The sequence below is a fragment of the Pseudomonas sp. BT76 TE3572 genome (assembly GCF_050435365.1).
Classification (GTDB): Bacteria; Pseudomonadota; Gammaproteobacteria; order Pseudomonadales; family Pseudomonadaceae; genus Aquipseudomonas; species Aquipseudomonas fluorescens_W.
This window is the reverse complement of the sequence record NZ_JBNDKE010000001.1, coordinates 1028210-1049323: the sequence shown is the minus strand read 5'-3', so window position 1 is coordinate 1049323 and position 21114 is coordinate 1028210. Positions and strand designations below refer to the sequence as shown.

General features: G+C 59.1%; 18 protein-coding genes. 8 read left to right on the top strand and 10 right to left on the bottom strand.

The annotated features are described in order from the left end of the window. Positions 1-78: 78 nt before the first annotated feature. Both ABH912_RS04890 and ABH912_RS04885 read left to right on the top strand, forming a co-directional pair. Positions 79-2316, top strand: coding sequence for a TonB-dependent siderophore receptor (locus ABH912_RS04890; RefSeq protein ID WP_429509800.1), 2238 nt, complete (start codon positions 79-81; stop codon positions 2314-2316). A gap of 96 nt (positions 2317-2412) precedes the next feature. After that, the gene (locus ABH912_RS04885) at positions 2413-2619 is read left to right on the top strand and encodes a hypothetical protein (RefSeq protein ID WP_033055079.1); all 207 of its coding nucleotides are present in this window, start codon (positions 2413-2415) and stop codon (positions 2617-2619) included. 48 nt (positions 2620-2667) lie between these two features. On the opposite strand, the gene ABH912_RS04880 is transcribed toward ABH912_RS04885, so the two are convergent. The 5 genes from ABH912_RS04880 to ABH912_RS04860 all read right to left on the bottom strand — a co-directional run bounded on the left by ABH912_RS04880 (position 2668) and on the right by ABH912_RS04860 (position 6126). Further along, positions 2668-3159, bottom strand: a complete 492-nt coding sequence (locus tag ABH912_RS04880; protein WP_429509797.1) for a GNAT family N-acetyltransferase — start codon at positions 3157-3159, stop codon at positions 2668-2670. 113 nt (positions 3160-3272) lie between these two features. Then, the gene (locus ABH912_RS04875; protein ID WP_429509795.1) at positions 3273-3854 is read right to left on the bottom strand and encodes a DinB family protein; all 582 of its coding nucleotides are present in this window, start codon (positions 3852-3854) and stop codon (positions 3273-3275) included. 16 nt (positions 3855-3870) lie between these two features. Further along, positions 3871-4989, bottom strand: coding sequence for a cell division protein ZapE (gene zapE, locus ABH912_RS04870; protein WP_429509793.1), 1119 nt, complete (start codon positions 4987-4989; stop codon positions 3871-3873). Between the two features lie 26 nt (positions 4990-5015). Further along, positions 5016-5357, bottom strand: a complete 342-nt coding sequence (locus ABH912_RS04865) for a nuclear transport factor 2 family protein (protein ID WP_008069241.1) — start codon at positions 5355-5357, stop codon at positions 5016-5018. A gap of 52 nt (positions 5358-5409) precedes the next feature. Next, positions 5410-6126, bottom strand: a complete 717-nt coding sequence (locus ABH912_RS04860; protein ID WP_429509792.1) for a helix-turn-helix transcriptional regulator — start codon at positions 6124-6126, stop codon at positions 5410-5412. 205 nt (positions 6127-6331) lie between these two features. On the opposite strand from ABH912_RS04860, the gene ABH912_RS04855 reads away from it, so the two are divergent. Further along, on the top strand, positions 6332-7384 hold the full coding sequence (locus ABH912_RS04855) for an aldo/keto reductase (protein ID WP_429509790.1): 1053 nt from the start codon (positions 6332-6334) through the stop codon (positions 7382-7384). Positions 7385-7485: 101 nt separating this feature from the next. Here ABH912_RS04855 and speB read toward each other — a convergent pair whose 3' ends face one another. Together speB and ABH912_RS04845 are read right to left on the bottom strand one after the other, a co-directional pair. After that, positions 7486-8445 (bottom strand): agmatinase, encoded by a 960-nt coding sequence (gene speB / locus ABH912_RS04850; RefSeq protein WP_033055088.1) that lies wholly within the window; start codon positions 8443-8445, stop codon positions 7486-7488. A 13-nt stretch (positions 8446-8458) separates the two neighbouring features. Beyond that, positions 8459-9550, bottom strand: coding sequence for a polyamine ABC transporter substrate-binding protein (locus ABH912_RS04845; protein ID WP_429509789.1), 1092 nt, complete (start codon positions 9548-9550; stop codon positions 8459-8461). Positions 9551-9651: 101 nt separating this feature from the next. Here ABH912_RS04845 and ABH912_RS04840 point away from each other — a divergent pair, with 101 nt between their 5' ends. After that, positions 9652-10554 carry a LysR family transcriptional regulator gene (locus ABH912_RS04840; protein ID WP_033055090.1) on the top strand — a complete coding sequence of 301 codons (903 nt, stop codon included), beginning with the start codon at positions 9652-9654 and terminating at the stop codon, positions 10552-10554. A gap of 251 nt (positions 10555-10805) precedes the next feature. Beyond that, positions 10806-12239 carry a nucleobase:cation symporter-2 family protein gene (locus ABH912_RS04835; protein ID WP_429509787.1) on the top strand — a complete coding sequence of 478 codons (1434 nt, stop codon included), beginning with the start codon at positions 10806-10808 and terminating at the stop codon, positions 12237-12239. Here ABH912_RS04835 and ABH912_RS04830 read toward each other — a convergent pair. Further along, on the bottom strand, positions 12229-13152 hold the full coding sequence (locus ABH912_RS04830; RefSeq protein WP_429509785.1) for a carbon-nitrogen hydrolase family protein: 924 nt from the start codon (positions 13150-13152) through the stop codon (positions 12229-12231). The genes ABH912_RS04835 and ABH912_RS04830 overlap by 11 nt on opposite strands. An 85-nt stretch (positions 13153-13237) precedes the next feature. Here ABH912_RS04830 and ABH912_RS04825 point away from each other — a divergent pair, with 85 nt between their 5' ends. Next, the gene (locus ABH912_RS04825) at positions 13238-14173 is read left to right on the top strand and encodes a LysR substrate-binding domain-containing protein (protein WP_429509783.1); all 936 of its coding nucleotides are present in this window, start codon (positions 13238-13240) and stop codon (positions 14171-14173) included. On the opposite strand, the gene ABH912_RS04820 is transcribed toward ABH912_RS04825, so the two are convergent. Next, entirely contained in the window at positions 14148-14399 is a 252-nt protein-coding gene (locus ABH912_RS04820; protein ID WP_008155229.1) for a hypothetical protein, read from the bottom strand. The two genes, ABH912_RS04825 and ABH912_RS04820, sit on opposite strands and share 26 nt — an antisense overlap. 164 nt (positions 14400-14563) lie before the next feature. On the opposite strand from ABH912_RS04820, the gene ABH912_RS04815 reads away from it, so the two are divergent. Further along, positions 14564-14881 carry a DUF883 family protein gene (locus ABH912_RS04815; protein ID WP_429509781.1) on the top strand — a complete coding sequence of 106 codons (318 nt, stop codon included), beginning with the start codon at positions 14564-14566 and terminating at the stop codon, positions 14879-14881. 77 nt (positions 14882-14958) lie between these two features. On the opposite strand, the gene ABH912_RS04810 is transcribed toward ABH912_RS04815, so the two are convergent. Beyond that, positions 14959-15999, bottom strand: a complete 1041-nt coding sequence (locus ABH912_RS04810; protein ID WP_429509780.1) for an Ldh family oxidoreductase — start codon at positions 15997-15999, stop codon at positions 14959-14961. 230 nt (positions 16000-16229) lie between these two features. On the opposite strand from ABH912_RS04810, the gene ABH912_RS04805 reads away from it, so the two are divergent. Continuing rightward, a complete protein-coding gene (locus ABH912_RS04805; RefSeq protein WP_429509779.1) occupies positions 16230-21050 on the top strand; it encodes a dermonecrotic toxin domain-containing protein in 4821 nt (1606 codons plus the stop codon). Positions 21051-21114 lie beyond the last annotated feature (64 nt).

The window sequence follows — 21114 nt, the reverse complement described above, 5'->3', positions numbered from 1 at the left end:
TTTACAGCTAAATCCCGTCCCTCCCCTTCGTCTTTGAACAAACGGAATTTTTTCCTCGAAGACAAGGAGTCGGCTGCGATGTTCGCGCCTATCACCCGTTCCATGACCTTTACCCTGGGCCTGTGCAGTGCCGCCCTGTGCCCCGACTTGCTGGCTGAAACCGGACCTGAGAAAGAGCCCGGCCGCACCCTCGAACTGGGCGCCACCCATGTCACCGCCCAAGGTTTAGGCAGCACCACCGAAAACACCGAGTCGTACACCACCGGTGCCATGAGCACTGCGACGCGCTTGAACCTGTCGATCAAGGAAACGCCGCAATCGGTGTCCGTGGTTACGCGCCAGCAAATGGACGATTTCAAACTCGGCACGCTGTCCGAAGCCATGAGCCAGACCACCGGCATCGTCGTTCAGCACAACGATTCGGACCGGGTCAGCTATTCGTCCCGGGGTTACTCGATCACCAATTTCCAGATTGATGGCATGCTGAACACCTTCAGCTACATGAAGTCCGATTCCGACACCATCATCTACGACCGCATCGAAGTGGTTCGCGGTGCCACCGGGCTGACCACCGGCGCGGGCGACCCTTCCGCCACCATCAACATGGTGCGCAAACGGCCGACGGCGCAGTGGCAAGTCCAGACCGGTGTCAGCGGCGGCAGTTATGACGACTACAACAGTTATCTGGATGTCGGTGGCCCGCTGGCGTTCGATGGCCGTTTGCGCGGACGCAGCGTGCTGGCCTATCGCGACAGCGATTCGTTTCGCGACAAGTACCAGCAACAAAGGGAGGTCGGTTACGGCATTCTCGAAGCCGACCTGACCGATGACACCGTGTTGGCCGTGGGTTACGACTATCAGAACAAACACGTCCAGGGCACGTCCTGGGGCACGGTGCCGTACTGGAACGCCGACGGTGGCAAGGCCAACCTCGGACGCTCCACCAACATGGCCACGTCGTGGAGTTCCTGGCCACTCAAGGACAAAACCGCGTTCGCCACGCTGGAACACCAACTGGGTGCCGGCTGGCACGCCAAGGCCGCCTACACCCATCGCGAGAGCGACACCGACGGCAAGATCTACTACGGCGGCGGGGGTTTTCCTGAGGCGGATCGCAGTGGCATGAGCGCCAACGTCAGCCACATGCTCAGCACGCAAAAAATGAAGGCTTATGACTTCAACGTGGCGGGCCCTTACTCGCTGTTCGGACGGAACCACGAAATGATGATCGGCTATGGCGAGGCCGAGCGCCGGGAAGACTCCCCCTACATGGTGGACGGCCCAAGGGCGGAGGATTACGAAAGCATCCGCGACTGGAAATACATGGGCAACATCGCCAAGTTTCCCGACACGGTCACCCGCCTTTCAGGTTCAAAAGACAGTACCCGCCAGAAGGCCGGTTACCTGGCCACTCGCCTGAGCCTGACAGATGACCTGCACGCCGTACTCGGCAGTCGTTATGGCAGCTGGAAAATGTCGAGCAAGACCAACAAGTACGACGCCAACCTGCAATTGAGCAGCGTCGATGCCACCCGCCAGGAACACAACGACATGTGGACGCCCTACGCCGGGCTGCTCTATGACCTCACCCCTGAATACACGGCGTACGTCAGTTACACCGACATCTTCAACCCGCAAGACAATCGCGACAGCCATCGCAAATACCTCGAGCCAGTGGTGGGCAGCAACTATGAACTGGGGCTCAAGGGCAGCCTGCTTGAAGAACGTTTGAACCTCGCCACCGCGCTGTTCTGGAGCAAACAGGACAACGTTGCCGAACTCGACGATTCGGTGCCGCCGGACCCGGTCACCGGCGAGGAGTTCTTCAAGTCAGGCGGTAAAGGCAACAAGGTTCAGGGCTTCGAAGCCGAGCTCTCGGGCGAGCTCATGGCGGGCTGGAACATGACGGCCGGCTACACCTACACCCACTCGGCCAATGGCGAAAAGAAACGCGCCAATACCAACCAGCCGCTGAACATGTTCCGGCTCTCCACGGCCTATCGTTTGCCCGGCGACTGGCAGGCACTGACCGTGGGTGGCGCGGTGAACTGGCAGAGCGATGTGTTCCGCGCTGCCAGTCGCCCGGTGGGACGTAATGCCAACGGTGCGGTGATCACCGAAAGGACGAAGATGCGGCAAGAGGCCTACACCGTGGTCAAACTGATGTCGCGGTATGAATTCGACAGGCACCTGTCTGCCTCGCTGAACGTCGATAACCTGTTCGACAAGAAGTATTACGACAACGTCGGGTTCTATAACGGTGTGTTCTGGGGTGACCCGCGCACGGTGACCCTGAGCCTGGACTGGAAGCTCTAGGTGCTGGTAATTCCCATTTGACGGAATCGGCGGATAATGTCCCTTCGACACTGCTTCATGGAAGAAAGGACCCGACAACTCGTAGTGGGGCACACCATGAAACGTACAACCATGATCCTCGCTGGCCTGATGATGTTCAGTTCAACCGCTGTATTCGCCGAAGGTGGCGCTGAACGCATGCGGTATTACTTTGAGAGCCTGCGGTTCAATCAACAACAGGCCCAGGGCCAAGTTACCCAGAGCAATGAACTCCGGGTTCCAGATGATCAAACCGCGCAAGTGACCGAGCACTACAAACCGTAACGACAAAGGGCGTCCTGATGGACGCCCTTTTTCTTTGCTCGTAATACCTTAAAGCGCTTTGGTCCAGAACAGCATCCGACCGTGCGCCGGGTCAAACATGCCTGCGGCAAAACCAAACTTGCCATAGGAAGCCTGGGCGACTGCATTACCTTCCAGCACCTCCAGTGTGATTTTGCAGCAACCGCGCTGGCGAGCGATGTCCTCGACCTTTTGCAGCATCTTCTGGCTCAACCCCAAGCCGCGAAACTTCTTCACCACCATCACATCGTGCACATTAACCAGCGGCCGACAGGCGAAGGTCGAGAAACCTTCAAAGCAATTGACCAGCCCGGCCGGCTCGCCACCGACAAAAGCCAGAACGCTGAACGCGTGGGGACGTTTGGCCAGTTCCGCCGGCAGTTGCTTCAACAAGTCGGCGGACAACGAGTGGCCGCCACCCATCGGGTCTTCGGCGTAAGCATTCAGCACCAGTCCAATAGCCTCGGCATGCACCGCATTGGTGTAACTGGCCTGAAGCACAAGAATTTCTGCGGATTCCATTTCCACCCTCGTTCACACATTAAGTTGCCCCAGTGCATCTCGCACTGAAGGGCCGACCGACAATATCGCGGGCACAGCTGTGTCGACAACCCGATCCTGCGGTAATTTTTCGCTCAAGCGCCCCAGATCAGCGCCTCGGTCCACCCCAGCTCGGCAAAATCCTCAGCCCTCAGGCCTGACTCACCGGCACAGAAAAACTCGTCCAGTTGCGGTGGTTTGACCGAGGTGCCGCTGAGCATGGCGTGAACCTGCCCGCGATGATGGATCTGGTGCTCGAACAGATGGGACAGCAGGCGCAAGCGGCTGTCATGTTGCGGCGTGTCCCGGGCGATGGTCACGATCTTGCCGAGGTCTGCATCGCGCATTTGCTCGCAATAGGCGATCAGTCGACGGTCCACCAGCGCTTGTTCACGCTTAAGGTCCACGGCGTGCGTAAACGGCTCGTCCTGGTTGAAAAACACATAGCATTCGGGATGCGGATCATCGCCGCGCAACTCGCGTTCCAGCGCATCCACGTAAAACCAGTCGCAGGTCAGGATGTGATTGAGGGTGGCGCGCAGACTGGGAAAGAAGCTGACCCGCAGTGCCGCCAGATCGGCCGGAGTCAACTGGCTCCAGGCCTTGGCGAGACGATGATTGGCCCAGGCGTTTTGATAGGCCATGGTCAGCAAATGGTGCGACAAAGGCTGATTCATGTTCGCGGCTCCTTGTTCAAGCTTCGGCGAAGCGTTGCAGCTGCATTTCCTGTAAACGGCTGAGGGTGCGGCGGAACGGAAACTCCAGATAACCTTCGGTGTACAACGATTCCATGGGCACCTGCGCTTCGAGGCACAGCGGCACCTTGCGGTCGTAGCACTCGTCCACCAGGGCGATGAAACGCCGTACACCGTCGTCATGCACCGACAATTGCGGCAACTCGCGATCGCCCGCCACCACCCGTTCGACGCCGTCTTCAGTGCCTCGGGCGATGCGCCCTTCGCGCTTTTGCGCGCTGAGGTTGGGCACTTCACTCAACAGAATAGCGCTGAAGGTGTCGCACAGGGCGATGAAATCCATGGCGGCAAACGGCTGTTCACAGAGATCGGCGTAACGAGTCCAGAGTACGGTTTGACTGGCCTGAACGACATTGAGAGAGCGGTAGCCCACCTTGATCGGGTCACTGGACACCGACTGGCCGACGGTCAAGGCCTTGAACACTTCACCCAGCGCGCTGGGCTGCCCGGGCGCCGCCACCCAGTAACGTTGCAAAGCTTTGCCTGGGTGCAGGCGATGATCTTCGCCGCCATCCACCGCAATCACCTGCATATGTTTCTTGATGGCTTCGATGGCGGGCACGAACCGATCGCGATTGAAGCCATCGGCGTACAGCTGGTCCGGTGGCTGATTGGAGGTGCAGACCACCACCACGCCCTGCTCGAACATCACCTGAAACAAACGCCCGAGAATGATCGCGTCGCCAATGTCGTTGACGAACAGTTCGTCAAAGCACAGGACCCGCACTTCCTCGCTCAGTTCGCGAGCCAGCGCCTTCAACGGGTCGGCGGTGCCGGTCAGCTGGAACGAACGCTGATGGACCCAGCCCATAAAATGGTGAAAGTGTTGGCGACGGGCCGGAACCTTCAGACTTTGGTAAAACTGATCCATCAACCAGGTCTTGCCGCGCCCGACCGGGCCCCAGAGGTACACGCCAGTGATCGGGGTGCGCCCTTCATGCAGCGCCTCGTAGCATTTCTGCAGCGCCCACACGGCATGTTCCTGGGCTTCGTCCTGGACGAAACCCTTCTGTTCGATGGCGTGTTGCCAGGCGCTTAAGGGGGAGTCGACATTCATGCGCGGCAGTATGCCATGCCCCTTGGTTAGAGAGAGATGTCTAGCCGGGCAATCTTGCCCTGTTCATTCAGGCGAAACATGTAGCGCAATTCCAGCGGGCTGCCCGGAAACGTTCCGGAGATCAGGTTATGCACCAACACTTTGCCGGTGCGCAGTTGCACGTCGAGCACTTCGACCCGTGGCTGATAACGCTGGGCGGTGTCTTGCATCCATTGCGCGATGGCGTGAGTGCCGACCTGGTGCTGGCCTTCATCGAACACATTGGCATCCTCAGCGAAAAAACTGGCGACCCGCGAGGTGTCGCGGGCATTGGCGGCAGCAATGTAGGCGGCGATGGCGGGTGCCAGTGAAGAGGCGGGATTGGACATGGTTACGGCTCCTTGTTTGTTGATTCTGGAGCCATGCTAAAACAAGCCTGTGTCAGTTCTTGTCAGGAGTGAAACGCCCTGCTTCGTCCAGTTGCATCTGCTTGCGCCAGGTGCGCAGCAGGTCGCTGCGCCGCCCCGGATAACGCTCGCCCTGCCCGTTCGCCGCCGAGATCCGGTCGGTGCGAAAGGTGCGATAGGCGCTGCGTAATTCACACCAGGCGACGATGATTCGCACCTCGTTCAGAAACCCCAGGGCCAGCGGCCAGATCAGCCGTTGACTCGGCACCTGATGGGCGTCCGCGTAATCAATGTGCAGCTTGATCTGATCGCGGATGGCCTGGCGAAACACATTCAGTGGCACCGCGTTGGGCGCAAAGCCATAACCGGGCGGCCCCGGCAACACTGTCGGGTTGCGTAACGCGTCCAGCGCTTCAGGCGCCAATACCGCAGCAATCTTGGCCAGCGCATCCGCCGCCGCCTTGCTCAACACCTCATCGCCGCGCTGATCGACATAGCGCAACCCCAGCACGATGGCTTCGGTTTCATCGGCGTTGAGCATCAACGGCGGCAGAAACAAACCGCTGCGCAGCACATAGCCGATCCCAGCTTCGCCGTAGATTGGCGCGCCGAGGGCGGTGAGTTCGGCGATGTCGCGGTACAGCGTGCGCTCGGAAATCTCCAATTCACCGGCAAGCGTCGCCGCGGTCACCGGACGACTTTTGCCACGCAGCACTTGCAACAAGGTCAGTAAACGAGTGGTTCGCGACACGATTGGCAGGCTCTGTCGGTAAAAGTTGTCGGAGCTTAGCAGAGGACCCTGTCAGAAAGTGGCAGTAGCAATGAGGCCGGTGGTCGGCCTTTCCCTTGCGAACGGAAAAGCCCCTTGACGCCAAATATTACTCGCATCATATTAAATACATGTCGACAGACATTTATATTCGACCCCCAACGCTTTTTCCTTCAGGAGTCATCCCATGCATTACAAAGTCTTCGGCCGCAAAACCGGCTTGCGGGTCTCGGAACTGGCGCTGGGCGCCGGTAATTTCGGCACCGGTTGGGGTCATGGCGCCGAGCGTGACGAAGCCAAACGCATTTTTGATGGCTACCTGGAGGCCGGCGGCAATTTCATCGACACCGCCAACGGCTATCAGGCGGGCCAGTCGGAAGCCATGCTCAGCGAGTTCATCGCAGCGGAACGGGATCGTCTGGTTATCGCCACCAAATACACCCTGGGGACCACGCCGGCTGCGGGCATTTCCCACACCGGCAACAACCGCAAGAACATGGTTCGCGCCGTGGAAGAAAGCCTGAAACGACTCAACACCGACCACATCGACCTGTTCTGGGCCCACATGAGCGATGGCGTAACGCCGATGGAAGAAATCCTGCGCGGTTTCGACGATCTGGTGCGCGCCGGCAAAATTCACTACGCAGGGCTGTCGAACTTCCCGGCGTGGCGCATCGCGCGAGCCGATGTGCTGGCCGAAGTACGTGGTTTCTCACCGATTGCTGCGATTCAGGTGGAATACAGCCTCGCCGAACGCACCGCCGAACGTGAACAACTGCCGATGGCCGAAGCCTTGGGCCTGGCCGCGACGTTATGGTCACCGTTGGGTGGCGGCTTCCTCACCGGCAAGTACCGCACCAACGATGGCGACAACCGCGCCGCCAAACTCGGCGTGCTGATCCACGCCGAGAAAAGCGCCCGTGAAACCGCCCTGCTCGACACGTTGCTGGCCGTCGCCGCGGAACTGGGCGCCAGCCCGACGCACGTGGCCATTGCCTGGCTGCGGGAAAAAGCCAAGCGTTCGACCACGGCGCTGATTCCGATTCTCGGCTCGCGCACCCGTGAACAACTCGATGCGACCTTGGGTGCTTTGGATGTGCAATTGAGTGGGGATCAACTGTCGCGGCTTGATGGGGTCAGTGGTGTGGAGATGGGCGTGCCCCATGAATCCATTGCCGGGTCGATGGCGCGATTTACCGGGGCTGAAACCCTGGATCTGCCTATCATCCCAGTGGCCTGAAAAAGCTTCGCGGGCAAGCCTCGCTCCTACAGGATATCGGCGAACACAAATGTGTGAACGCCACAAAACTTGTAGGAGCGAGGCTTGCCCGCGAAGGCGTTTTACCGGTCGACCTTATGCTTCGCTGCATAGAGGCACAGCATTTCCATCGCCAACGTCGCCGCCGCCAGTGAGGTAATGTCCGCACTGTCGTAGGCCGGCGCCACTTCGACGACGTCCATCCCCACCAGATTGATCCCGCGCAAGCCACCGAGGATTTCCAGCGCCTGCACCGTGCTCAAGCCGCCGCACACCGGCGTTCCGGTGCCTGGAGCGAAAGCCGGATCGAGGCAATCAATGTCGAACGTCAGGTACACCGGGTTATCACCGACCCGCGCCCGAATGGCTTCGACAATCGCATCAACACCACTTCGATGCACTTGCCGCGCATCCAGCACTTGAAAGCCCTGGTGATCGTCATTGGTGGTGCGCAACCCGATCTGCACCGAACGCGACGGATCCACCAAACCTTCCTTGGCCGCGTGCCAGAACATCGTGCCGTGATCGACGCGCTTGCCGTCTTCGTCCGGCCAGGTGTCGCTGTGGGCGTCGAAGTGGATCAACGACAGCGGACCATGTTTACGCGCATGAGCCTTGAGCAGCGGATACGTGATGAAGTGATCCCCGCCGAACGTCAGCATCGCGCTACCGGCATTGAGAATGTGCTCGGCATGGGCTTCGATGCTTTCCGGCACCGACTGCGGTGTGCCGTAATCGAAGTCGCAATCGCCGTAGTCGATGACCGCCAGATGGTCGAACGGGTCGAAGGTCCATGGCCAATGGCGTTCCCAGGCAATCCCGGTGGACGCGGCACGAATGCCGCGTGGTCCGAAACGCGCGCCGGGGCGGTTGCTGGTGGCGGTGTCGAACGGGACACCGCTGACCGCTACATCAACGCCGCGCAAGTCGCGACTGTAGCGACGACGCATGAAACTGGTGATGCCGGCGTAGGTACTTTCGGCGGCAGTGCCGTAGAGGCTGTCGCGGGTCATGGCCTGATCGTTTTGCATCGGGACGTCCATCTCGGGTTCCTTATTATTGGCGGCTACGGAAAGTGGTCCACACACGGGTGCGCTGACGCATGTCCTTGAGGCTCATGCTGCGGTCGGCGTACAGCCGGTCACGCACGTCGGCGGGTGGGTAAATGTCCGGATCGGTGCGCACGGCCTCATCCACCAGCGGCGTGGCGGCCTGGTTGGCGGTGGCAAAGAACAAGGTGTTGGTCAGCGCCGCGACGGACTCCGGACGCAACATGAATTCAATGAACTGGCGTGCGGCTTCGGGATGTGGCGCGTCCTTGGGGATCGCCAGGTTGTCCTGCCACACGAGGGTGCCTTCCTTAGGAATCCGGTAGGCGATTTCATAGGGTTTGTTGGCCTTGCGCGCCTGATCGGCGGCCATGCTCGCGTCACCGTTATAGGCCAGGGCCAGACAGACGCTGCCGTTGGCCAGATCGTTGATCTGCCGTCCGCTGGCGACGTACAACACGTTAGGCTGCAACTGATGCAGCAACGCTTGCGCCGCGTCCAGGTCGTTCTTGTCCGTGCTGTAGAGATCTTTACCCAGATAGTGCAACGCCAGACCGATCACCTCCTGTGGCGAGTCGATGATCGCGATGCCGCAGTCCTTCAGTTTGCTGGCGTACTCCGGTTTAAACAGCAGGTCCAGGCTGTTGAGCGGCACGTTCGGCAAGCGTTTGCGCACCGCTTCGACGTTCATCCCAAGCCCCAGCGTGCCCCAGGTATAGGGCACACCGTAGAGATTGCCGGGGTCGACCGCAGCGAGTTTTTCCAACAGATCCGGATCAAGGTTGGCGTAGCCCTTCAGGCCTTCGTGAGCAATGGCCTTCAGCGCACCGGCCGCCAACCCGCGTGCCAGAACACTGGACGACGGCACCACCACGTCATAACCGCTGCCACCGGTGAGCAGTTTGGTTTCGAGCACTTCCGGCGCGTCGAACGTGTCGTAACGCACGTGAATGCCGGTTTCCTGCTCGAACCGCTGCAAGGTTTCCGGCGCAACGTAATCGGCCCAACTGTAGAGATTGACGACTTTTTCCTCGGCCTGAGCCGATACGGCCATGGCGAGAAACAGCGCGGATAAACACAACTTGAAGGTGGGAGCCATGACGAACACCTGACCAGAGGAAGTGGATGCAGAATGCGTCGTCGGATACATTGGTGAAATATCAAGTTTGTTATCCTGACTTTATCCCGGAGTAATGTTTGATGCTCGGCCAACTCCATGATCTCGATCTGCAACTGCTGCGCCTGTTCGTCAACGTGGTGGAGTGCGGCGGTTTCAGCGCGGCTCAGGGTGAGTTGGGCTTGAGCCAGTCGAGCATCAGCCAGCAAATGGCCAAACTGGAAACCCGACTCGGCTATCGGCTGTGCAGTCGCGGCAAGGGTGGTTTCAAAATCACGCCCAAGGGCGAGCAACTGCTCAGCGCGACTCGCAGCCTGTTCGAGTCCATCGAAGCCTTCCGCCACCAATCCAATGGTGTGGCCGGGCGTTTGATCGGCGAGGTTCGTCTGGGGCTGTCCGAAGCACTCGATCAATCCGTGCTGCAACGGGTCGCCGATGCGATCCGGCGCTTCCGTGAACGGGACGAATCGGTGCGCATCGAATTGATCAGCGCCATGCCCGGCGAAATGGAACGGTTGCTGCTGCAACAACGACTGGACCTGGCGATCGGCTATTTCTCACAAGTGCAAAGCGCTTTTGACTACCGCGAACTGTTTACGGAAACCCAGCACCTGTATTGCGCCCCTGGCCATCCGCTGTTCACCGACGATGCGCCTGATGATCTGGCGCTACAGGCTTGTGACCGGGTCGATCACCCTTACCGTTTCCTGCGCAGCGACGAGCCCTTCCAGGGGAAGATGTGTTCGGCGCGCTCGGAGCAAGTCGAAGGCACCCTCGCCTTCATTCTCTCCGGCAAGCATGTCGGTTATTTACCCGAACACTTTGCCCGCAGCTGGGAAGACAAGGGACTGCTGCGCGCCGTGCGCCGTGGCGATATGAGTTTTGATGTGGCCTTCCATCTGGCCCGCCATCGCGCGCAGGTGCCGGGGGATGCGCAGAAGGCGTTTGAAGAGGATTTGTTAGCAGCGTTCGCGGCGCCCGTTTGATCTCCACTGCACCCTGTGGCGAGGGAGCTTGCTCCCGCTCGGCTGCGCAGCAGCCGTAAATCCGTCACATACGGTATGACTGAAATACTGCGATAGCCGATTTTGGGGCCGCTTCGCAGCCCAGCGGAAGCAAGCTCCCTCGCCACAGGTTCTGCGTACACCGCCTCTGTATCGTTTGCCCTCGATGCCCGCTGCTGGCATCCTGCGCCTCCATTTTTTGACCCGGCCCGCCTTCTGGCATGCACACCACCATGACCGCCTCTGAAAAAGCCCCCGCCCCGCGTAATAACGACCTGATTTACGGCCTCGACGACCGCCCGCTTCTGACCGCCACCGTCTTCGCCGCCCTGCAACATGTGCTCGCCAGTTTCGTCGGCATCATCACCCCGACCCTGATCATGGGGGGCGCCCTCGGCCTGCAAAGCGAAGTGCCGTACCTGATCAGCATGGCCCTGTTCGTTTCGGGGCTGGGCACGTTTGTTCAGGCACGACGTTTCGGCCCGATCGGTTCCGGCCTGCTGTGTCTGCAAGGCACCAGCTTCTCATTCATCAGCGTGATTCTCAGTGCCGGCTTCATGGTCAAGGCCCGGGGTGGCGGCACCGATGAGATCCTGTCGACCATCTTCGGCGTATGCTTTTTCGCGGCCTTCATCGAAGTGGTGTTGAGCCAGTTCATCGGCAAATTGCGCATGCTGATCACCCCGGTGGTGACCGGCACGATCATCACGCTGATGGGCCTGTCGCTGATCAAAGTCGCCATGACCGACATCGCCGGCGGCTTCGGTGCGGCGGACCTCGGCGCGGCCAGTCATCTGGCCCTGGCCGCCCTGGTGCTCGGAACGATTGTGGTATTGAACCGGGTCGATGTGCCGTTCCTGCGTCTCGGTGCGATCGTCATCGGCCTGACCCTCGGTTATGTCGTGGCCTGGCTGATGGGTGACGTCAACTTCGCCAGCCTGCCCGACGTACCGCTGATGAGCGTACCGGTGCCGTTCAAGTACGGCTTTAACTTCGATTGGGTGGCGTTTGTGCCGGTGGCGGTGATTTTCCTCGTGTCGCCACTGGAAGCCGCCGGTGACTTGACCGCCAACTCAATGATTTCGCGGCAGCCGGTCAAAGGCCCGATCTACCTCCGCCGAATCAAGTCCGGCCTGCTCGCCGATGGCCTCAACTCGGCCATGGCCGCCGTGTTCAACAGCATGCCGATGGTGACCTTCGCCCAGAACAACGGCGTGATTCAGCTCACCGGCGTGGCCAGCCGCTACGTGGCGTTCTTCATTGCCGGTTTGTTGGTGGTGCTGGGGTTGTTCCCGATGATCGGCGCGGTGCTGCAACTGATGCCCAAACCGGTACTCGGCGGTGCTGAACTGGTGATGTTCGGCACCGTCGCCGTTGCCGGGATCAAGATCCTCGCCGAAGCCGGCCTGCATCGGCGCAACATGCTGATCGTGTCGATTTCGCTCGGCATGGGCCTGGGTGTCGCGGCGGTTCCGGAAGTGCTGCGCGAGTTGCCGAAGGCGCTGCACAACATCTTCGAATCGCCGATCACCGTCGGCGCGCTGTGCGCAATCGTGCTGAATATCTTCCTGCCCGAAGAGTTCATTGAGCTGGAAGAGGACGATTTCGATCCGGAAGCCTCGATCCTGCGGGTCATGGAGAACCCGGATGTCCCGGTCACGCGGTGAAGCGCACACCAGGCTTGGCCCGCTCATCCACCGTTAACTCAAACACGTCCGGGCGCGCGTAGTGCCCGACCACGTCGTAGTCGTAACGGGCGCGGACCAAGTCATCGGTGTCGATTTCTGCGGTGAGCAAACCGGCGCTGTCACGCAACGGTCCCGCCAGAATATCGCCCATCGGCCCGACGATCACGCTGCCACCGGCAATCAATGGCCGGTCCGCCGGCCAGTTGGCGATCGCCACGCCCAAGGCTTGCGGTGAATCCTGGACCTGACAGGCGCTGACCACAAAGCAGCGTCCTTCATGGGCGATATGGCGCATGCTGACCTGCCACATTTCCCGTTCGTCCACCGTTGGCGCGCACCAGACCTCCACGCCTTTGGCGTACATCGCGGTGCGCAGCAGCGGCATCATGTTTTCCCAACACACCACCGCGCCGATCCGCCCGACCTGACTGTCGATCACCGGCAGCGTCGAGCCATCGCCTTTGCCCCAGATCAACCGCTCGGTGCCGGTGGGCATCAGTTTGCGGTGCTTGGCGACCAGCCCGGCCTGCGGATCGAAATACAACGCGGTGCAGTACAAGGTGCTGCCGGCGCGTTCAATGACGCCGATCACCAGGTTGGCGCCGGTGCGCGCAGACAGCCCGGCCAACGCTTCGGTTTCCACGCCGGGCACGTCGATCGCATTGGCGAAATACCGGGCAAAGGCTTCACGCCCTTCCGGCAGTCGATAACCCAGCTGAGTACCAAAGCCCTCGCCTTTGGGGTAGCCACCGAGCAACGCTTCCGGCATGACCACCAGCGCGGCGCCGGATTCGATAATCGCGTTTTCCCAAGAAAGGATCTGTTCCAGGGTCTCGGCTTTGCCGCCGGGTAAAGAGCCGATTTGCAGTGCAGCAACGATTGACTTGGGCATCGCAGTAACTCCGAAAGCAATGAGGTGTTGCTCATTCTCAGGCGCCACGGGATCATCAATAAAGCCCCATTCACTGCTGAATGATATGAACCAAATGAATATCGCCACCGTCGATCTCAACCTGCTGAAAGTCTTCGAAGCACTGCATGAAGAGTCCAGCGCCAGCCGGGCCGCGTTGCGTCTGGGCGTGACGCAATCAGCCGTCAGCGCCGCATTGCGAAGGCTGCGCGAGGTGTATGGCGATCAGTTGTTTGTGCGAACCGGCCGAGGGCTCGCGCCTACGCTCAAGGCTAATCAGTTGAAACCGGTGGTCAGCGATGCCCTGAACAAATGCCGGCAGAGCCTGGCGATGGTCGATCCGCACGCTCACCATTACGACGGGCGTTCGGTGACCGTGGGTATGTCCGATGATTTCGAAATCGCTTATGGGCGCCGGCTGATCGAGGAAATCGCCTGCGTCGCGCCGAAGCTGCGGTTGATCTTTCGTCAGACCCATAGCCAGATCGTCGCCCAGGCGTTGATGGAACGCAGCATTGATCTGGCGATCACCGCAGGCGGGTTTGCCGAGCGCTTGCTCAGCCGTCAGGTGTTGGGAGAAGGCGGTTATCTGTGCCTGGTGGACCCGCTCAGCCTGGCCGAGGGACAGCAGACCCTCAGCCTTGATGAGTTCGTCGCTCGCGAGCACATTCTGGTGTCGTCGGGCGGCTTTATCGGGATCACCGATGAGGGGCTGGCGGCGCTGGGGTTGAGTCGGCGTGTGTGCGCCTCGACCACACATTTTGCGGCATTACCGCACTTGCTCAAGGGCAGTCAGGCCGTGGCGACCATTCCGGCCCATGCGGCCCAAAGCATTGCGGCGCTCAGCGGACTGGCACTGCTGCCCTGCCCTCTGGCGTTGCCGCGATACCCGATCGAACTGGGCTGGCGCACCAGTACGCAGCTCGATCCGGTGGTGCTGAAAGTGCGGGAAGCGATTGTCGCAAGTTTTACGAGCGCTACTTGGCAGCCATCAGGCGATTGACTTCACTGCGCACCATGTTCGCAAATTCCGGGGGCGACATGCCGTCAAGTTCGGCACGGACCCACTCCGCCCATTTGCCTTTGCGCTTGGCGCGTTCACCGAACAGTCGTGCGGCCTCGCCCTTGGACTTGCCCAGGTTGCTTTGCCAGAGATCGAACAGACGGGATTTCTCATCTTCAAGCGCAGCGCGCTCGGCAAGGGGTTTGTCGGCCAGATTGAAGCTCATGGGAGTTACCTGCTGCGTAAAATAGGCGACATCTTACACTGTAGGAAGAAATGTCCGACTCAGGATTTTTCGTCTGGGTTGGGTCAACGCGAAATCCACTGCAACTTTTTCACTGACGACAGACTCCACTGTTCACTGTCCTTTTATCTGCAAGGAGTACCTCAATGGCCCGGAAAACCGCCGCACAAATCGCCGAAGACCAGATCAAGGATCAAGCCTTCAGCGAACTTCAGGCTCTGATCGAAGAGTCGGAAAAGCTGCTCAAAAGCAGTGCCTCACTGGTGGGTGAGGAAGCGGACACCCTTCGTGGGCAGATCGCCCAGAAACTTCAGCAGGCTCGGGACTCCGTCACCAGCGTTCGTGACCGGACCAAACCTGCGGTCGAAGCCACTGAAACCTACATCGGTGGTCATCCGTGGCAAACCGTGGCGATCTCTGCCGGTTTCGGCCTGGTAGTCGGGTTGTTGCTCGGTCGGCGGTAAGCGGTTCTGCTTTAGGTACAAAAGCAAAAAGGCGAGCATTGCGCTCGCCTTTTTCATGCCCCGGTTTTATGCGGACCTCAGAGCCCGGCCAATGCCCGCAAATTCGCCAACGTCTGCGCGTCGAGCGGGATGCCATCGGTGCTGGCCTTCGCCCGCTGGAAGTGACGTCGATCGCCCGGCAAACGCTTGAGCCCTACCCCGTGCATCTGCCGGACCAGTTCCTGACTGCGCTCGGCAAAATTCTGCCCGGCCGCCTTGCTCGGGTCGATCACGATCAACAGTTGGCCCGTCCACGGCGTCTTGGCGCCCGGATGATTCGACCAATCGAACTCGAAGGAAAAATTGCCGCCGGTCAACGCCGCCGCCAACAGTTCCACCATCATCGACAGCGCCGAGCCTTTATGCCCGCCAAACGGCAGCAACGCGCCGCCCTCAAGAATCGCTTTCGGGTCCTGGGTCGGCTGGCCAAGACCGTCCACCCCCATGCCCGGCGGCAAACGCTCGCCCTTGCGTGCGGCGATCTGCACATCGCCATGGGCAATGGCGCTGGTCGCCAGGTCGAAGACAATCGGATCGCCGTCAGCCCGAGGGGCGGCGAAAGCAATCGGGTTGGTCCCGAACAGCGGACGATCGGCGCCGTGCGGCACCACGCAGGTCATGCTGTTGACCACGCTCAGCGCCACTAGCCCTTCATAGGCAAAGGGCTCGACATCCGGCCACAAGGCGGCGAAATGGTGGGAGTTACGAATCGCCAGCACTGCAATGCCGGCACTGCGGGCCTTTTCCACCAGCAAGCCGCGTGCTGCCGCGAGGGCCGGTTGGGCGAAACCATTACCGGCATCGACCCGGACAAAGCCCGAAGCCACGTCCTCGACCACCGGCACGGCCTGGCCATTGACCCAGCCGCTCTGGAGCGTCGACACGTAACCGGGAATGCGGAACACGCCATGGCTATGGGCGCCATCGCGCTCGGCGCCGGCGCAGTTGAGGGCCAGTGTCCTGGCCACCTCGGCGGAGGTGCCATGGCGTTGAAAAATCTGCTCAAGCAAAAGAACGAGCGCGTCGAAATCGAGCGTTTGAGTGTTCGAACTGACGGCCACTTCGGGCGTTGCGGTCATCTGAAGCTCCAGTTTTATTATTGAGTACGGGCAACAGGGTGAAACAAGGTTGCTGGGCAACCCAAAACAGTTGTCGATTAAGCGCTGTTTTACCGGCGTCCTGTCAAGTCTCGACAGCCTGTTTGGCTCAAGCAATATGTACCGCACCCGTGCCTTCCATTGACCGTACTGTTTTTCCTCAATCCAACGGCCTGCGATCACCCGCCGATCGCAGCACATCGAGGAAAACCATGAGTAGTCCATTACCGTATTTTTTCGACGAGGCAGAAATTGCATCCAGAGCCAGACAGCCCGATGAACGCGAAAAGGAACTGTCCTTCACGATTGATGACCTGAAGTGGTTGCAGGTTGTTTATCTGGCGACGCATCAAATCCGCATCGCCAATAGCAAGCCCATGCACGTCGACCAGCTGCTTTTAAGCGTACCTGATGCACCCGATATCCCCCTGGCCGGCGCTTTTGCCATGAGCCGGCCCAACGCTGGAGAAGTCACGCTCTACACCCCGTGGAAAGGCCTGATCAAATTCGCGGACATGGAGGACCTCAAAAGCAGACTCAAGGAATGGTTGGCACAGCCCACCGGAAAGCGTGAGCTGCTGCGCTTTCTCTCCATCGAACAACGCAGCGCTTTAGCGGCCGCCACTGCGCCAGACATTGCCACGAAAACAATCGAAGGAGCGGTGTTCCAGGACCAGCAGCTCACCCTCGAGCGCAATCAGGCTCAGAACATCAAGACGATGATGGGCGAACTGGTCAAGCTGCCAACGTTGCAATCGATGCTGGACGAGACCCTCAAGAACGCGTTGCACAAACCGTTCCCCAAACTGGACCAGCGCCTTACTCGACTGAGGAGCTTTGTCAGGACGATTTCAGCCTCCAACGGCAGCGATGACCCGCACACGCTTTCCTCGCCTTCACTGAGCGATGCCCTGCTGCATTACTACCTGACCAACCAGTGGCCGGCTGGCGATTCCAGAGTCTTTTCCAATCCCCAACACAGTGTGAGCAGCGACGCCGATAACCGGACCTGGGAAAGCGCAGTCAAAGAGATCGCGCAAAGTTTTACCCCTCACTTGCAGAGCCTGCTCAAGACGTTCTGGAACACACCGATGATTAACGGGCAGTCACGCTCGGCGTTTTTTGCCGAGGGTTTGCGCGATACCTTTCACGTGAAGCTTTTGCTTGAGCGTCAGCAAGGTGTTCTAACGACGCAGGAATACGTGCGACTGATGAATGTCAGCCTCGAACCTGAAACCGTCGATCCTCTTCGCATCGAAAAAGTGCGTATCACCGCGCCCTTCAAGCATTACGCGCAGCTGGCCTCGACCTTGATGATCGGCAGCCGCGAAACCCTGGGCTTTCTGTACACACAGTCCAGAGGTATCGAGGCGACCAGCGACCTGCCCGCTGTCAGGAGAATCGTCCTGGAGATGATGAAAAGCGAAGGCCATGAAGACACGCTGCTCAACTTCATGTCATCGGACGAACGCGGCACGTTACTGTCATTGGCGCCGGATGAGCGTGTCATTGTCGGTGAGCCGATCATCGGCCCGGTGTTTGAACAATTGATGGACGACATCCTTGGCAAACAGCGGGAGAACCTGTCCCACGCGCTGAGCCGTTACCGTGAAAGCGACGGTACACAGGATCCTCAAGCCTTGATCGACAAGGCGCTGGATGTCCGGGGACTGATCGACGATCGACTGCTGGCGGCCGATACCGAAGGACGCTGGAGTACACACGCTGACCAGCGCTGGAGCGCGCAACCGGCCACCGTTCGCGCCGAGTCGGCCAAAGAGCAGCTGGCGCGACTCTCCTCCGTAGAGCAGGCGCTCGACCATCTCCTCGACAACCATCCAGTCATTCCCACAACAACCCGCACAATTACCGAGGCACAGCGCATCGTCGATTCGTCGCTCGGGAGCTTGCAATCGAGTTTCACTCACACCCTGTCAACGGCATTGCGCAGTGAATTGAATCTGCACGCCGTCATGCGCACCCTGAGTGCGACGGAACAGGCGATCATCAAAACCGTGCTTGATACCCCGGTACGCTTGCAGCGAGCGGCATTGAACGGCTTTTTGCCGGACGTATTTTCCTTGGCCTTGAAGGCAAGCGAAGCCACGGCCCCGTTGAAACTGGCCAGTTGTTTTGTGCTGACTGAACGTGGAGGCCTGGACCCGAAGCATTCGGGCAAGGCAATTTTGTGGACGCCGGCGTCGGGATTTGAAGCCTTCAGGGCATTGACTCCGTTGCTGAGCGAGCTGGATCGACGCCTCAAGGACGCCGATGTTCGCACCACCCTTCTGGAGAACCTTGGACGTAGCGAGAGAGTGGCCGGGAAGACTTACACCCTGGCGCCGCTGCAGCGAATAGATGAGCATTTTCTCGATCACGTGCAAAAGCCCTATGTCCAGCTGGACCAGGTGTGCGTCACCGGTGCGCTGGCCACGAAGCTCCCCGCGACAACCCTGGCCAGTCTTCTGAAGCTGGTGGCGCTACGCCAACCGATGACTGGGTTGGACCGTGCGGCGGACATTGCCCTATCCCTGACGACCCAGCAAAAACTGCCCGCATGGCTGGCCAAGGCGTCCATCAAAGATCAGATATTGCATGGCGAGTTGCTTCAGCAATACCTCAACAATGTCACCGACGATCAGGACTACCTCACTGGCATACGTTCCCTGGCGCGCACGGCGCACCACGAACTTGAAAAACAACTCAAGGCAGATACGTTCGACATTGATCCGGACAAGGTCCAGATCCTGATCAGCGCACGCCCGAGGTCTGCGGCCAGCACTCAAACCTTGACCGACTTTGCATTGACCCATTTCAAGGATCTGGACATAACCCATTTCAGACTGGCGTCGCTGGATGCCGCCGTGATTCCCGAGGACATGGACCAAAACTACATCAGGGACCTGATACGAAACTTGAAGCTGGGTGAACATCAACAAAAGACATTGAACGAAGCCTTTGCAGACACCCAGGCAAATGCAACGGACCGCAGGAAGCGGTTTTACGCACAATTACCCTGGCAACTGATGCATTACGCCCATTCGGAAAAACTACAAGAGCGCCTGAGCGAAACCGGGTTTGACCTTATTCGCCAGGTCATGGATATGCCCGACGGCATCGCCCGCGCGGCTGTCGACGGCGCCCTCGCGATCATCCGCCCACTTGAATTCCTGGGTATCAAGAGCGGACAGGCGATCAAAATACCTGGCGTCTATTTGATCGGCTCATCGGCGAATAGTGCAGCGCCACAGGTCCTTCTCGCGCCTCACAGCCCTCGGCACGCAGTGAAAGAATACAAGAATGAAGCACAACTGCTGACAGAACTGAAGACTCGCGGCGGCCTGCTCGACTGGGTACTCATGAACCTTGCGCAGCCTGACCGGATACAGCTTGAGTACAGGATGGCGACCTCCAGTAACCGCCTCCCCGAAGTGACACTGGCGTCCAATCCAATCAAGGGGAATCTGTTCAAACACTTGTTCAACGACAACGTCGGGTTACTAACCCGATTGCTCGGTTGTCAGACCGATGACAACAAGCAGGGTGAATGGGCAACCATCAAGCATGTGCTGGGTGAAGATTTGCATGAGGCACTTACGTTCTTGACCGGCAAGCTGGCCTACCCGATCACGGTGTGGCGCAGTTATCGCGACATCAAGCAGTCCGCCGAGGACCTTCAAACGCACAAATGGGGGGCGGCGATAAAGGAATTTATCAGCGGCATTGCACAACTGGCCTCGTTGCGGCAATCGATGGGGAATCCAGTGACGGAGCCTTCGACGTCCAGCGTGCCGGCACCAGAAACGCCCGTCACCCGACTCAAATGGCAGGCCATCGACATCACCTCACCCGAGCGCACGCAGTTGAAGCGTCATGAAAGCATTGACGTCGATCTGGGTTCGCTGACACACGACTCCAGGCTTGGGCTCTACTCTCATCCGTCGACAAAAAAACACTACGGGCCGGTTGAAGGCAAAGTGTATCCCGTCGAAAAACACGGCACCCGCTGGCGTATCGGCGACACAAACAACCGTGGCCCTTATCTACGTCTGAACGAATCGAAACAATGGGTTCTGAACAGGGGAACACCCGCGCCCCGCTTCAGCCTTGTCAACCGACTACAGAGCGCGATTTCGGTTTGGGTAAGCATTAATGTCGAAGCCCGTGGAATGCCCCAAATCCGTCAAATTTTTCCGCAAAAGGCTCGTCAGATTGACGAGGCGCTGGATCTGGCAACCACCTACGCATGGAACAGCTTGCGCAACCTGCAACTGCTGAAAACGTCAGACGGCACGGTCACGCCCGTGCACCAGCTCATCATGGATTTTATCGACGTGCCCGCAGTGACGGACGCACATGTGGAGAAGATCGAAAAAGTCCTGGGCGACGTTTTTGCGGCCTTGTTGGAACCGACACTCAGAAAGCCGAATTCCAGGCGTTTTGTGATCGGAAAACACCTCGATAGCGCGGAAAACACCTACGCCTTCACCATTCCAAAGGACGTAAAAAGGAAAATTTACCTGACAGAAAACTTCTTTTTTCCCAATTTCGACTTCTACCGTCCACACCTGTTCGACTCCGCCTTCCCCATCAACACTCATGCCCGGGCGGCAACCCTGATCCATGAGATTTCGCACATTGCCTGCAATACCGAAGACATTTCTTATCTCGATACCGGCAGACCATTTGTCGACCTGATAGGAACGGCCAGTATTTATGCCACTGAGCTCAAGACTGCCTTAAGCGGTCTTCAGGGCAGCGCATTGTCAATCAAGACGCCGTATACACAGCTGTTCAAAGTCCTGAACCCTGATGACGGTGAATGGGAGGACCTGGGTGATACTTCTGATGGAAATACGGATCGGATAAAGAAACATATCTTGACCTTGACCGGCCAGGACAACCTCAGCGGTGCCCGCACAACCTTCAAAAAAGACCCACTGATCAGACTGGGGGTGCAACTCGCTAACGCCGACAGCGTCACCTGGTTGATCACTCATCTGGGTCGCCAATTGCACACCAGCACCCCGTAAATTTTAAAAAATAAGTGCCAGTTTGATGGGTAATTGCCATGACGGTTGTTCTCGCAGACTTCCT

What these genes read in the sequence shown, in the direction of transcription:
- ABH912_RS04865 (WP_008069241.1), bottom strand. Translation starts at nt 5,357, where the DNA reads ATGTCCAATCCCGCCTCTTCACTGGCACCCGCCATCGCCGCCTACATT.
- ABH912_RS04890 (WP_429509800.1), top strand. Translation starts at nt 79, where the DNA reads ATGTTCGCGCCTATCACCCGTTCCATGACCTTTACCCTGGGCCTGTGC.
- ABH912_RS04840 (WP_033055090.1), top strand. Translation starts at nt 9,652, where the DNA reads ATGCTCGGCCAACTCCATGATCTCGATCTGCAACTGCTGCGCCTGTTC.
- ABH912_RS04810 (WP_429509780.1), bottom strand. Translation starts at nt 15,999, where the DNA reads ATGACCGCAACGCCCGAAGTGGCCGTCAGTTCGAACACTCAAACGCTC.
- ABH912_RS04845 (WP_429509789.1), bottom strand. Translation starts at nt 9,550, where the DNA reads ATGGCTCCCACCTTCAAGTTGTGTTTATCCGCGCTGTTTCTCGCCATG.
- ABH912_RS04825 (WP_429509783.1), top strand. Translation starts at nt 13,238, where the DNA reads ATGAACCAAATGAATATCGCCACCGTCGATCTCAACCTGCTGAAAGTC.
- ABH912_RS04875 (WP_429509795.1), bottom strand. Translation starts at nt 3,854, where the DNA reads ATGAATCAGCCTTTGTCGCACCATTTGCTGACCATGGCCTATCAAAAC.
- speB (WP_033055088.1), bottom strand. Translation starts at nt 8,445, where the DNA reads ATGGACGTCCCGATGCAAAACGATCAGGCCATGACCCGCGACAGCCTC.
- ABH912_RS04885 (WP_033055079.1), top strand. Translation starts at nt 2,413, where the DNA reads ATGAAACGTACAACCATGATCCTCGCTGGCCTGATGATGTTCAGTTCA.
- ABH912_RS04855 (WP_429509790.1), top strand. Translation starts at nt 6,332, where the DNA reads ATGCATTACAAAGTCTTCGGCCGCAAAACCGGCTTGCGGGTCTCGGAA.
- ABH912_RS04815 (WP_429509781.1), top strand. Translation starts at nt 14,564, where the DNA reads ATGGCCCGGAAAACCGCCGCACAAATCGCCGAAGACCAGATCAAGGAT.
- ABH912_RS04805 (WP_429509779.1), top strand. Translation starts at nt 16,230, where the DNA reads ATGAGTAGTCCATTACCGTATTTTTTCGACGAGGCAGAAATTGCATCC.
- ABH912_RS04835 (WP_429509787.1), top strand. Translation starts at nt 10,806, where the DNA reads ATGACCGCCTCTGAAAAAGCCCCCGCCCCGCGTAATAACGACCTGATT.
- ABH912_RS04830 (WP_429509785.1), bottom strand. Translation starts at nt 13,152, where the DNA reads ATGCCCAAGTCAATCGTTGCTGCACTGCAAATCGGCTCTTTACCCGGC.
- zapE (WP_429509793.1), bottom strand. Translation starts at nt 4,989, where the DNA reads ATGAATGTCGACTCCCCCTTAAGCGCCTGGCAACACGCCATCGAACAG.
- ABH912_RS04820 (WP_008155229.1), bottom strand. Translation starts at nt 14,399, where the DNA reads ATGAGCTTCAATCTGGCCGACAAACCCCTTGCCGAGCGCGCTGCGCTT.
- ABH912_RS04880 (WP_429509797.1), bottom strand. Translation starts at nt 3,159, where the DNA reads ATGGAATCCGCAGAAATTCTTGTGCTTCAGGCCAGTTACACCAATGCG.